Source organism: Streptomyces sp. SudanB52_2052 (genome assembly GCF_964272415.1).
In the GTDB taxonomy this organism is placed as follows: Bacteria; Actinomycetota; Actinomycetes; order Streptomycetales; family Streptomycetaceae; genus Streptomyces; species Streptomyces olindensis.
This window is the reverse complement of sequence record NZ_OZ186796.1, coordinates 7,382,579-7,394,922: the sequence shown is the minus strand read 5'-3', so window position 1 is coordinate 7,394,922 and position 12,344 is coordinate 7,382,579. Positions and strand designations below refer to the sequence as shown.

The 12,344-nt window shown below is 72.6% G+C and carries 10 protein-coding genes and 2 pseudogenes; 4 read left to right on the top strand and 8 right to left on the bottom strand.

The window, feature by feature from the left end; all coding sequences use genetic code 11:
• Window positions 1–33 precede the first annotated feature (33 nt).
• Window positions 34–1,470 carry a PLP-dependent aminotransferase family protein gene (locus ACSUPV_RS33165; protein WP_436949109.1) on the bottom strand — a complete coding sequence of 479 codons (1,437 nt, stop codon included), beginning with the start codon at window positions 1,468–1,470 and terminating at the stop codon, window positions 34–36.
• Between ACSUPV_RS33165 and ACSUPV_RS33160 the strand changes: the two genes are divergently transcribed.
• Window positions 1,469–2,389: a DMT family transporter gene (locus tag ACSUPV_RS33160; RefSeq protein WP_382616841.1), complete on the top strand. Its 921-nt coding sequence runs from the start codon at window positions 1,469–1,471 to the stop codon at window positions 2,387–2,389. The genes ACSUPV_RS33165 and ACSUPV_RS33160 overlap by 2 nt on opposite strands.
• Before the next feature lie 92 nt (window positions 2,390–2,481).
• Window positions 2,482–2,682: a DUF1918 domain-containing protein gene (locus tag ACSUPV_RS33155; protein ID WP_031114695.1), complete on the top strand. Its 201-nt coding sequence runs from the start codon at window positions 2,482–2,484 to the stop codon at window positions 2,680–2,682.
• A 1-nt stretch (window position 2,683) separates the two neighbouring features.
• On the opposite strand, the gene ACSUPV_RS33150 is transcribed toward ACSUPV_RS33155, so the two are convergent.
• Window positions 2,684–3,913, bottom strand: coding sequence for a family 10 glycosylhydrolase (locus ACSUPV_RS33150; RefSeq protein WP_031114694.1), 1,230 nt, complete (start codon window positions 3,911–3,913; stop codon window positions 2,684–2,686).
• Window positions 3,914–4,093: 180 nt separating this feature from the next.
• Here ACSUPV_RS33150 and ACSUPV_RS33145 point away from each other — a divergent pair, with 180 nt between their 5' ends.
• Window positions 4,094–4,969, top strand: coding sequence for a 3-hydroxybutyryl-CoA dehydrogenase (locus tag ACSUPV_RS33145; RefSeq protein ID WP_031114692.1), 876 nt, complete (start codon window positions 4,094–4,096; stop codon window positions 4,967–4,969).
• Between the two features lie 21 nt (window positions 4,970–4,990).
• Here ACSUPV_RS33145 and ACSUPV_RS33140 read toward each other — a convergent pair whose 3' ends face one another.
• Window positions 4,991–5,221, bottom strand: a complete 231-nt coding sequence (locus ACSUPV_RS33140) for a hypothetical protein (RefSeq protein WP_436949108.1) — start codon at window positions 5,219–5,221, stop codon at window positions 4,991–4,993.
• Window positions 5,222–5,440: 219 nt separating this feature from the next.
• On the opposite strand from ACSUPV_RS33140, the gene ACSUPV_RS33135 reads away from it, so the two are divergent.
• Complete coding sequence (locus tag ACSUPV_RS33135) at window positions 5,441–5,698, top strand: hypothetical protein (protein ID WP_037760511.1); 258 nt, start codon at window positions 5,441–5,443, stop codon at window positions 5,696–5,698.
• A 1-nt stretch (window position 5,699) separates the two neighbouring features.
• Here the strand turns inward: ACSUPV_RS33135 and ACSUPV_RS33130 are convergent, their stop codons facing one another.
• From ACSUPV_RS33130 to pheS, 5 genes and pseudogenes are all read right to left on the bottom strand, one after another.
• Window positions 5,700–6,245, bottom strand: a complete 546-nt coding sequence (locus ACSUPV_RS33130) for an NUDIX hydrolase (RefSeq protein WP_031114688.1) — start codon at window positions 6,243–6,245, stop codon at window positions 5,700–5,702.
• A gap of 106 nt (window positions 6,246–6,351) precedes the next feature.
• Window positions 6,352–7,691 (bottom strand): annotated as a pseudogene (locus ACSUPV_RS33125) (transcriptional regulator).
• Between the two features lie 484 nt (window positions 7,692–8,175).
• A pseudogene (locus ACSUPV_RS33120) lies at window positions 8,176–8,478 on the bottom strand (SpoIIE family protein phosphatase); the annotation flags it as partial.
• Between the two features lie 224 nt (window positions 8,479–8,702).
• Window positions 8,703–11,216 carry a phenylalanine--tRNA ligase subunit beta gene (gene pheT / locus ACSUPV_RS33115; protein WP_436949107.1) on the bottom strand — a complete coding sequence of 838 codons (2,514 nt, stop codon included), beginning with the start codon at window positions 11,214–11,216 and terminating at the stop codon, window positions 8,703–8,705.
• A complete protein-coding gene (gene pheS / locus ACSUPV_RS33110) occupies window positions 11,216–12,343 on the bottom strand; it encodes a phenylalanine--tRNA ligase subunit alpha (protein WP_031114681.1) in 1,128 nt (375 codons plus the stop codon). Before pheS ends, pheT begins: the two co-directional genes overlap by 1 nt.
• Window position 12,344 lies beyond the last annotated feature (1 nt).

Genomic DNA, 12,344 nt, shown 5'->3' with positions numbered 1-12,344 from the left:
TGCTCGCAGGCCGTCGCAAGACGCGTCGAGCGGTTATCGCCGCACCTCGTCGCGGGCCGTCCGCAGCCGCCGCACCCCTTCCGAGATCTCGCCGGTGCCCGCGACCGCCGCGAAACTCAGCCGGATGTGGGCGGCCGGCGGTTCGGCGCTGAAGTAGGGGCGGCCGGGGGTGATCGCGACGCCGGCGCGCAGGGCGGCCGCGACCAGGGCCGCCTCGTCCGTGCCCTCGGGCAGGCGCGGCCACAGGTGGTAGCCGCCGGACGGCACGTGCGGCAGCGCGAGGTCCGGCAGGTGCAGCGCGAGCGCGGCGGTCATCGCGTCCCGGCGTGCCTTCAGCTCCGTCGAGACGGCCCGCAGGTGGCGCGGCCAGGCGGGCGAGCCGACGAGTTCGAGCGCGGCCTCCTGAAGCGGCCGGGGCACGAAGAAGGTGTCGACGACCTGGATGGCGCGCAGCCGCTCCAGCACCGGGCCGCGCGCGGCCAGCGCGCCGACCCGGAAGCTCGGCGAGGTCGCCTTGGTCAGCGAGGAGACGTGGACGACGACGCCGTCGGGATCGGCGGCGGCCAGCGGGCGCGGCAGCGGCCCCGCGTCCTCGTGCACGAGCCGCCGTACGAAGTCGTCCTCGATGACGAACGCCCCCGCCCGGCGGGCGATGCGCAGCACCTCGGCGCGCCGCTCGGGCGCGAGCACGGCACCGGTGGGGTTCTGGAAGAGCGGCTGGCACACGAAGGCCGGGGCGCCGGTGGCCCGGAACGCGTCGGCGAGCAGCTCCGGTCGCACGCCCTCGGCGTCCACCGGGACGGGCACCGGGCGCAGGCCCGCCGCACGGGCGATGGCGAGCATGCCGGGGTAGGTCGGCGACTCGACCAGGACGGGGGCGCCGGGCGGGGCGAGGGCGCGCAGGGCGGTGGTGAGCGCGGACTGTCCGCCCGCGGTGACCAGCACCTCGGCGGCCGTGACGGAGCCGCCGATGCTCCGCGCGAACCATTCGCGCAGCTCGGGAAGCCCCTCCATGGGCGGGCGCCCCCAGGCTCCGGGACGGCGTCCGGCGCGGGAGAGGGCCGCGGCCATCGCCCGCTCCGGCTGCAACGAGGGGTGCAGATAGCCGCCGTTGAACTCGACCACGCCGGGCGGCGGGGCGGCCAGCGACACCAGCACCCCGGAGGCGTCCACCGAGCGCGGAACGAGGTCGGCGGCGCCGTCCGCGCTGAGCGCGACCTCCTGCCAGGAGGTGTCTCCGGCGGGGGCGGGTGCCGTCCGGGGCCGGGCACGGAAGGCGCCCGCGCCGGGCCGGGTGACGACCAGCCCCTCGGCGGCGAGTTGCGCCAGGGCCCGCGACACCGTCACCGGGCTCACCCGGAACCGCTCGACGAGGTCCCGACTCGACGGCAGCTTTCCACCAGGAGAGTAGCGGTCGAGCTCTCGCCGCAACTGTTCCGCCAGTTCACGCACACTGCTACGCTCTTGCATGAGAGCACAGAGTAGCGCTACTACCGCACCCCCGATAGCAGTCGCCACCCCGGGCCGGGATCGCCCCGGCTTCGGCACCCTCCAGGCCGCGCTCGGTGTCGTCGCCTTCTCCCTGACGTTCCCGGCCACCGCCTGGGGGCTTGAGGGCTTCGGGCCCTGGTCGCTGGTCGCCGTGAGAAGCGTGCTGGCCGCGGTGATCGCGGGCGGTGCCCTGCTCGTGCTGCGCGTACCGGTGCCCGCCCGCCGCCACTGGCCGGGCCTCGTGGTCGTCGCGTCCGGTGTCGTCCTCGGTTTCCCGCTGCTGACCACGCTCGCGCTGGAGACCTCGACCACCGCGCACGCCGCCGTCGTGGTCGGCCTGCTCCCGCTGACCACCGCGCTCTTCTCCGCCCTGCGCGTCGGCACCCGGCCCTCGCGGACCTTCTGGATCGCGGCCCTCGCGGGCGCGGCGGCGGTGCTCGCCTTCACCGTGCAGCAGAGCGGCGGTGAGCTGACCACGGCCGACCTGTACCTCTTCGCGGCGCTGCTGGTGTGCGCGGCCGGCTACACCGAGGGCGGCCGGCTGGCCCGGATCATGCCGGGCTGGCACGTCATCGGCTGGGCGCTGGTGCTGTGCCTGCCGTTGGCCGTGCCCGTGGCCGCGTTGGCCCTGGCGCAGGAACCCGTGCGTCTCACCGCGCACAGCGTCACCGGGCTGCTCTGGGTCGCTGCGGGCTCGCAGTTCCTCGGACTGGTCGTCTGGTACCGGGGCATGGCGGCCATCGGCATCCCGAAGGCCAGCCAGTTGCAGCTCGCTCAGCCCCTGCTCACACTGGTGTGGTCGGTGCTGCTGCTGGGCGAGCACCTGACGGTGGCCGCCCCGCTGACGGCCGCCGCGGTGCTGGTCTGCATCGCCGTCACACAACGGGCGCGCGGCTGAGCAGGGCGCTGCACGGCCCCTGCCGACCCGCGTCCCCCGCCGTAGACTCAAGGCCACGGACCGCTGCTCCGCACATCGTGAGGAGGCCCCAGATGCGCGCAACCGTGGGCGACCAGCTTGTCCAGCACGGCAGGGTGGTCGGTCAGCACGACAAGGTCGGCGAGATCGTCGAGGTGCTGGGCGAGGAGGGCAACCCCCCGTACCGCGTCCGGTTCGAGGACGGGCACGAGGGCGTGTGCTCACCGGGACCCGACACCGAGATCCGCCACCGGGAGACCACCACCGGGCCGTGATTCAGCGCGGGGGGTTCGCCGGTTGCCCGTAGTGGTCGGCGACCACCCTCGCCATCGCCCCGATCCGATCGGCCGCCAGGTCCCTGGCGGCGAAGAAGACGTGCCCGCGCACCTGCGCGTGCTCCGCGGCGAGCGTCAGGTGCCGGGACAGTTCGGCCGGGTCCTGCCAGGCCGCGGGCTGCGCGGGGTCGCCGGCCTTGTACAGCGCCTCCCCCACGTAGAGCTGCGTCGAGGTGCCGCGCGCGACCTCCGCCCACCAGGGCACGAGCTTCGCGTAGTCGGCGGCGGCGAACCCGATGTTCCAGTACAGCTGCGGGACGATGTAGTCGATCCAGCTCTCGCGCACCCACCTGCGTGTGTCCGCGTGCAGGTCGTCGTAGGTCTGCACGCCCGCCCGCGTGTCCGAGCCGAGCGGGTCGGTCGCCGCGTTGCGCCACACGCCGAAGGGGCTGATGCCGAAGCGGGCGCCCGGCCGGACCTCCTTGATGCGGGCCGCCGTCTCCCGCACCAGCCGGTCGATGTTGTCCCGCCGCCAGGCGGCCCGGTCCGGGAAGCCGGAGCCGTACTCGTCGTGGGCCGCGTCGTCGTCGAAGCTCTCGCCCGCCACGGGGTAGGGGTAGAAGTAGTCGTCGAAGTGGACGCCGTCGACGGGGTACTTCGCCACCGCGTCGAGCATCGCGTCCTGCACGAAGGCCCGGACCTCGGGCAGCCCCGGGTTGTAGTAGAGCTTCCCGCCGTACGCCACCACCCACTCCGGGTTCTTCCGGGCGGGGTGCGAGGCGGCGAGCCGGGTCGGGTCGGTGTGGGCCGCCACCCGGTACGGGTTGAACCAGGCGTGCAGGTGCAGACCCCGGGCGTGGGCCTCCTCGACGGCCGTGCCCAGCGGGTCCCAGCCCGGGTCCTTGCCCTGGGTACCGGTGAGGTACTGCGACCACGGCTCGTAGGGCGAGGGCCACAGGGCGTCCGCCGCGGGCCGGACCTGGAAGAACACGGTGTTGAGCCGGTTGCGGACGGCCGTGTCGAGGTGGGTGAGGAGTTCGGAGCGCTGCTGCGAGGCGGTCAGCCCCGGCTTCGAGGGCCAGTCCCGGTTGGCCACGGTCGCGAGCCAGACGCCCCGCATCTGCGAGGCCGGCGCCCCGCCCCTGTGCCCGGGCGCGGCCGACGCCGGAGGCATCATCGTGAAAGCCGACAGCGCCGCCACCGCGAACGCCCTGCGTGACACTCGTCCCATCCGCATGCCCCAAAAAGCCGCGGATCCGCCCGGTCGCGGATCGCTCCGGGCCCAGCATGCCCGACGCGGACCCGACCCCCGCGATCGATCATCGATACTTGGGAGTAACGTGCACGAACGGAGCAGGCACCGGGACCCGGCGAACCTGCCCGGTCGTGGATCAGCAGCGAAAGGGACGATGTGACGGACATCCCAGCGGGAGACATTGCACGCGTCGGAGTCGTGGGCTGCGGTCAGATGGGCGCGGGGATCGCCGAAGTGTGCGCCCGGGCCGGCCTGGACGTCATGGTCGCCGAGACCACCGGCGAGGCCCTGGAGATCGGCCGCACCCGGCTGTACAACTCCCTGGCCAAGGCCGCCGAGCGCGGCAAGATCACCGAGGAGGAGCTTCAGGCCACGCAGGCCCGCCTGAGCTTCACCACGGACCTCGGCGAGTTCGCCGACCGTGACCTGGTGATCGAGGCCGTCGTCGAGAACGAGCAGGTCAAGACCGAGATCTTCCAGGTGCTCGACCAGGTCGTGACCCGGCCGGACGCGATCCTGGCCTCCAACACCTCCTCCATCCCGCTGGTGAAGCTGGCGGTGGCGACCGCGCGGCCCGACCAGGTCATCGGCATCCACTTCTTCAACCCGGCCCCGGTGCAGAAGCTCGTCGAGCTGATCCCGGCGCTCACCACGTCCGAGGGCACGCTCAGCCGTGCCCAGCTGTTCACGGAGAAGCTGCTGGGCAAGCACGCGATCCGCGCCCAGGACCGCTCCGGCTTCGTGGTCAACGCGCTGCTGATCCCGTACCTGCTCTCCGCGATCCGCATGTTCGAGACGGGCATCGCCAGCCGCGAGGACATCGACAACGGCATGGAGATGGGCTGCGCCCACCCGATGGGCCCGCTGAAGCTGTCCGACCTGATCGGCCTGGACACGGTGGCCTCGGTCGCGCAGTCGATGTACGAGGAGTACAAGGAGCCCCTGTACGCCGCTCCCCCGCTGCTCCAGCGCATGGTCGACGCGGGCCGCCTGGGCCGCAAGACGGGCTCGGGCTTCTACACGTACGGCTGACCGCCCGGGTCAGGCCCCACCTCAGCGCCGCCGCTCCTCGGGCCACGGCCGGGCCCGGCGGCGCCCCCATTCCACCGCCTGCTCGTTGAGCCGGCGGCGCAGCCATCCCATCCACAGCGCGAGCGGAGTGGCCACGAGAGCGAGCAGCAGCGCCGTGCCCCATCCCTGCCCGCCGGAGGAGAACCGGAACACCACGGCCAACAGCGCGTAGAGCGCCAGCGCGTACGCCGCGTTCTTCTGCTCCTTCGTCATGCGGCCCGAGTACCCCCACAGGCCGATTACGGTCGGTCAGATTTCGGCCAACCGACGGGCCCGGCACCTGAGTTGGTGCCGGGCCCGCGGCATTCACACACCGTGTGCGCGGCGGGCTCGCATATGCCCTCCGCACACTCTCCCCAGGCGCCCACCAGGCGAGTTGACTCCTCATGCGTGTGCAAGGGATGTGAAACGACTACGGAAAGGAGCGGACTCGTGACCGCCGATCCCGAGCATCCCGTCGTTCATGGAGAACTCGCAGAGTTACGACGCCGCCTCGATGTGGCGTACGCCCGCGTCGAGGGCGGCCTGGCACTGCTCAGCCACCGCACCGAGGAGACCGCCAAGGAGATCGAGGAACTCAACACCCGGATCCACACCCTGGAACACGCGCGCTGGCCGCTGCCCGCGGTCGCCGCCCTCACCGCCGTGGGTGCCCTCGTCGTAGCGATCTGGCAGGCACTGGGACGCTAGTTCAGGGCAAGGTGTCCTGACCGAGCCTGAGATGGTGCAGCAGAAGTAACGCGGCCGCCATGTTGGCGGCCGGGACCTCGCCGCGGGCGACCATGTCGGGGACGAGCTTGAGGGGGACCCATTCCCGGCGGTCCGACTCGAAGTCGTCCACGGGGTGTCCGACGTACTCGCCCTCGTCGGCCCAGTACACGTGGTGCCGGGCGTCGGTGAGTCCGTTGGACGGCTCCACGCTCATGAGGTGGTGCAGGGGTCCCGGCCGCCAGCCGGTCTCCTCCTCCAGTTCCCTGGCGGCCGCACGGGCGATGTCCTCGCCGTCCTCGACCACTCCCGCCGCGAGTTCCCACCCCCAGCTGTCCGTGATGAAGCGGTGCCGCCAGAGCAGCAGCACCTCGTTGGCCTCGTTCACCACCGTGGCCACGGCGACGGGCCGCAGCCGTATGAGGAAGTGGTCGAGGTGCCGGCCGTCCGGTAGTTCGACATCCGCGAGATTGACGCTGAACCAGCGGTTTGAGTACACACTTTGTTCGTTGTGTTTCGTCCACTGCACGGTTCTGCCACCTTCCGTCGAGTAAGGGGCAATATCGCAGCAGGGACGTAGTGACAGCAGGCGCACAGGAGGCGGCTCGGGATCAGGCGGACGCCGCCGCCCTCGTCTACAACGGTACGCGCAGGGCTCCGTCGATGAGTTCGGCGGCCTCGGCCGTGCCCGCGCACCCGCTGCGCACCAGGTGCTCGCGCACCGCGCGCAGCCGGTCGCGGAGCCGCTGGGACTCCATGCCACGGGCCTGCTCGGCCATCTGCACGGCGATGGCCACGGCCTTGTCGGCGTTGCCCTGCCGCAGCTCGATGGTGCTGAGCATGGCCAGCCGGTGCACCCTGCCCCGGTCGTGCGCCGGGTTGTCGACGGCGGCCGCGGCGTGCTCCCCGGCGGCCGCGATCTCCCCGAGGCTGAGCAGCGCCTCCGCCACCTGGACGTTGACCAGGCCCGGCTGGACATAGCCGGTCTCGTCGGGCTCGTAGCCGCGCCGGATCCGCTCGGCGGCCTGCTCGGCCCGGCGGATGCAGGACAGGGCACTGCCGCCGTCACCGAGGTGCGCGTACGCCTTGGCCTGCATCGCGTAGAGGTCGGAGGCGAGCGCCGGGGTGATGTGTTTGCCGGCGGCCCGCAGCGCGGCTTCCGCGAAGGCGACGGCCTGCCGGTGTTCCCGCATGAACAGCGACTGGTTGACGAGCAGGGCGATCACATACGCCCCGAGCCCGCGGTCGCCGCTGGCCTTGGCGAGCCGCAGGGCCTGGTGGAAGTAGCGCTGGGCGAGCCCGTGCGCGTCGGAGTCGTAGGCGCAGATGCCGGCGACGGCCACCAACCCGCCCGTGGCCCGGTGCAGTTGGCGGCCGATCTCGTCGGTGTAGCTGCCGCGCAGCAGCGGGGCGGCCTCGGCGTTGAGGAAGCCGACGATCCGGGCGCGGGTCGCGATGCCCCCGGCCTTGCGGTACATCTGCTCGTAGTGCGTACGGGCGGCCCGCAGCATCTCCAGGTCGCCGGGGGTGACGCGGTGTCTGCCGCCGCGGGAGACGTCGACGTCCTCGGGCGGGTTCTCCCACTCCCACACGGCATGACGGCGGGGGTGCCGGTGAGGGCGGGCGCGCCCAGGATGTGCGGGCGCTGCTGCTGGTCGGAGCGCCACAGGGCGGTGGCCCGCTCGACGAACCCGGACAGCGAGCCGGTGTGCGGGGCGGACGGCTCGCCGGGCACGCCGAGGCCGATGTCGTCGAGGGTGACCTGCCGTTGCAGCCGGGCGGCGAGCACCTCGCAGATGAGGTCGGGCACCTGGCCCCGGGGGCGCTGCCCCTTCAACCACCGGGCGACGGCGGTGTGTTCGTAGCGCAGGGACAGGCCTCGTGCCCGTCCCGCCTGATTCACGTGTGCGGCCAGCCCCGCGTGCGAGATCCCCGCCTCGTCCAGGATCGCGTCGAGCAGAGTGTTGGGCTGCATGTGGGCCCCCCGGGTGGCTCGGTGCGGTCAGCGTAGTGGTTCCGCCTTCACACGGGGTGTGAACGGAGTGCTCGAATCCGCGCTGTGTGCGCGCTGTCGCTCTGCGTCGCCGACCGGTTGACTGAAATGCCTCGCAAGAGGCCGGCCGGGCCGCCGGCTCCCCCTCGTACAGTGCGGCGGCCCGCTTCCGCCGTCCGCCCGGCCGCCTGCCCGACACTCCGTGGCGGGGCGGACGGCTCCGCCGGCCGGGCCGGGCTGGTCATCGCCGTTGTGTCAGTGGCGCGTTGCCGGCTGCGGGTGTCTCCTGGCCCGTCGCGCGGTTCCCCGCGCCCCCGAGGGACGTGTCCCGGCTGTTGGTGACGACCATCAGGGCGACGTCGTCAGGGGAAGAACCGGCCACGGGCGTCCCGCGCGTCCTGCGCGCCGTCCGTGAAGAGGAAGAGCGCGTCACCGTGCCCCAGAAACCCCAGACCTACGGTGGGTCCAGGGCCCGCTCCAGCCGGCGCAGTACGCCGCCGAGGTCCTTCTCGTCGTGGGCGGCCTCGCGGAAGCAGCCGAGCACGGCGGCCACGGTTCCCAGCGCGCCGATCCCGTGCCCGCGTACGTCGCCCATCACGGCCCGTACTCCGTACTCGGTGGCGACGACCTCGTACAGGTCACCGCCGATCGCGGCGCCCGCGACCCGGCGCAACTGCCGGAGTTCCCGCGTGAGCGACTGCCGTACATGGAGGATCAGCCCGGTCCCGACCGCGAAGAACACGGCGCTGGTGACGAGTCGCGCCTCCAGATGGGTGTCCTGGGCGAGTAGGACAGGTGAGCTAGGCCCTGACACACAGAATCGGACCGGCCCAGAAGGCCGGTCCGATTCTGTCGACAAGACACCCGAAGGGGCAGGTTCACCAGCGTTTACCACTCAAACGGGTGAGGCAGCCCTACCCATGGGGGCGCGGGGAACTGGGCGACAAGCCACGACGCACCCTCGGCCGACGACGGTGCCCAGCCCCCACGGCGCTAACTCCGCAACTCGGCACCCACCCGCTCACCGGCAAGAGCGACCGCCGCGTCCCGGGCCGCGGACGCCTCGTCCACGGTCAGCGTCCGGTCGGCCGCCCGGAACCGCAGGGCGTAGGCGAGCGACTTGCGACCCTCGCCCAGCTGCTCGGCGTTCTCGTAGACGTCGAACAGCCGGATCGACTCCAGCAGCTCACCGGCCCCGTCGCGCAGGGCCTCCTCGACCTCCGCCGCCGGAACCACCGCGTCGACGACCAGGGCGACGTCCTGCGTGGCGACGGGGAACGTGGAGATCCGCGGCGCCGCCACCGTGGCGTCACCCGCCGACTCCACCGCGTCCAGGTCGAGCTCCATCGCGCAGGTCCGCGCGGGCAGGCCGAGCGCCTTCACGACGCGGGGGTGCAGCTCACCGGCGTGCCCCACGACCTGCTCGACGCCGTCGACGGTGACGGCCAGCTCGGCGCACCGCCCCGGGTGCCACGGCCCGTACTGCCCCTTGCGGATGATCAGCTCGGCACCGGCCTCGCGGGCGACGGACCGCGCCGCCTCGACCGCGTCGGCCCAGTCGGCCGGGCGGCCCTTGCCCCACCAGCCGGCCTGCTCGCGCGCACCGGCGAGGACGACGGCGACGTGCCGCGGCTGCTCGGGCAGCGCGGCGTTCAGCTCGGCGAGCTCCTCGTCGGTCGGGCGGCGGTCGACGGGCAGCACGGCCGCGATCCGCTGCTCCTCGCGCGGCCGGAAGACGAGGCCGGACTCGAACAGCGCGAGGTCGTGCGAGCCCCGGCCGTCGTTGCGGCGCAGCGCGGCGAGCAGGCCCGGCAGCAGCGTCGTGCGCAGCGCGGGCTCCTCGTCGCTCAGCGGGTTGCTGAGCTTCACGACACGGCGGGCCGGGTCGTCCTTCTCCAGGCCGAGCAGGTCGAAGACCTGCTCACCGATGAACGGGTAGTTCAGCGCCTCGACGTAGCCGGCGCCGGCCAGGGCGCGGCCGACGCGGCGGTGCAGCCGCTGCCGCTCCGTGAGACCGAGGCCGGCCGGCGGCTTGGGCAGCGTGGAGGGCAGGTTCTCGTAGCCCTCCAGGCGGATGACCTCTTCGGCCAGGTCGTTCGGGTCGGTGAGGTCCGGCCGCCAGGACGGGACGGTGACGATCAGCTCGTCCTGCCCGTACACGTCGCAGCCGATCTCCTGGAGCCGCCGGACGACGGTCTCGCGGCCGTAGGCGACGCCCGCCACCTGGTCCGGGTGGTCGGCCGGGATGGTGATGGTGCGCGGCGCGGTCGGGGCGAGGACCTCGGTGACGCCGGCCTCGGCGGTGCCGCCCGCGAGGAGGACCAGCAGGTCCACCGTGCGCTGCGCGGCGGCCGCGGTGGCCTGCGGGTCGACGCCGCGCTCGAAGCGCCGGGACGCCTCGGAGGACAGCTTGTGGCGGCGGGCCGTGCGCGCGATCGACAGCGCGTCGAAGTGCGCCGCCTCGATGACGACGTCGGCCGTGGCGTTCTCGACGTCGTCGTGGTCGGCGATCTCCGTGTTGGCGCCGCCCATGACGCCGGCGAGCCCGATGGGGCCGCGGTCGTCGGTGATGACGAGGTCCTCGGCATCGAGCGTGCGCTCGACGCCGTCGAGGGTGGTGAGCTTCTCGCCCGGCTCGGCGCGGCGCACGCCGATGGTGCCCTGGACCAGGCCGCGGTCGTAGGCGTGCAGCGGCTGGCCGAGCTCCATCATCACGTAGTTGGTGACGTCGACGGCGAGCGAGATCGGGCGCATGCCGACCTTCTGCAGCCGGCGCTGGAGCCAGATCGGCGAGCGGGCCTCGGCGCTCAGGCCGGTCACCGTGCGGGCGGTGAAGCGGTCGCAGCCGGTGGGGTCGGAGATCCGCACCGGGTAGCCGTACGCGTTCGGGCCGGGCACGTCGATCAGCGCCGGGTCGCGCAGCGGCAGGCCGTAGGCGATGGCGGTCTCGCGGGCGACGCCGCGGATGGACAGGCAGTAGCCGCGGTCGGGCGTGACGGCGATGTCGAGGACCTCGTCGACGAGCTCCAGCAGCTCGATCGCGTCCCGGCCGACCTCGGTCTCCGGGGGCAGCACGATGATGCCCTTGGTGCCGTCGTCGCCCATGTTCAGCTCGTCGCTGGAGCAGATCATGCCGCGGGACATCTTGCCGTAGGTCTTGCGCTCGGCGATCTGGAAGTCACCGGGCAGGACGGCGCCGGGCAGGGCCACGACGACCTTGTCGCCGACGGCGAAGTTGCGGGCGCCGCAGACGATCTCCTGGGGCTCGCCCGTGCCGTTGGCCCGGCCGACGTCGACGGTGCAGAAGCGGATCGGCTTCTTGAACTCCGTCAGCTCCTCGATGGTCGCCACCCGGCCCACGACCAGGGGGCCCTTGAGGTCGGCGCCGAGCTGCTCGACGGTCTCGACCTCCAGACCGGCCGAAATGAGCTTGGCCTGGACGTCCCTGCCGGTCTCCGTGACCGGCAGGTCGACGTACTCCCGCAGCCAAGAAAGCGGGACCCGCATCAGATCTCCATCCCGAACGGCCGGGTGAACCGGACGTCACCCTCGACCATGTCTCGCATGTCCTCGACGTTGTGGCGGAACATCAGCATCCGCTCGATGCCGAACCCGAAGGCGAAGCCGCTGTACTTCTCGGGGTCGACGCCGCAGGCCGTGAGCACCCGCGGGTTGACCATGCCGCAGCCGCCGAGCTCGATCCAGCCCTCGGACGAGCAGGTGCGGCAGGGCCGGTCGGGGTTGCCGACGGACTCGCCCTTGCAGACGTAGCAGAGCATGTCCATCTCGGCGCTCGGCTCGGTGAACGGGAAGTAGTTCGGCCGCAGCCGGGTCTTCATGTCCTCGCCGAACAGGGCCTGGACCATGTGGTCGAGGGTGCCCTTGAGGTCGGCCATCGTCAGGCCCTCGTCCACCGCGAGCAGCTCGATCTGGTGGAAGACGGGCGTGTGCGTGGCGTCCAGCTCGTCGGTGCGGAACACCCGGCCGGGGCAGACGATGTAGACGGGCAGCTCACGGTCGAGCAGGGCGCGGGCCTGCACCGGGGAGGTGTGGGTGCGCAGGACGACGCCGGACCCGGACTCCTCGGTGCCCTTGGGGCCCTGCACGAAGAAGGTGTCCTGCATCTGCCGGGCCGGGTGGTCGGGCAGGAAGTTCAGGGCGTCGAAGTTGAACCACTCGGCCTCGGCCTCCGGGCCCTCGGCGACCTCGTAGCCCATGGCCACGAAGACGTCGGCGACCCGCTCCATCATCGTGGTGAGGGGGTGCCGGGCGCCGGCCGGGACGCGGTCGTACGGCAGCGTGACGTCCACCGCCTCCTCGACCAGCACCCGCGCGTCCCGCTCGGCCTCCAGCTCGGTCTGGCGCGCGGCGAGGCCCTTGTTCACGGCACCGCGGGCCTGGCCGACGCGCTTGCCGGCCTCGGCCTTGGCGTGCGGGGGCAGGGCGCCGATCTCGCGGTTGGCGAGGGCCAGCGGGGAGGCGGGGCCGGTGTGGGCGACCTTGGCCTCGTGGAGCGCGTCGAGGGAATCCGCGGCGGCGAAGGCGGCGAGCGCCTCGTCCCGCATGCGCTCGATCTCTTCCGGTTTCAACGTCTCGACCTCGACCGGGTCGTACGACTTATTCGGTGCCGACATC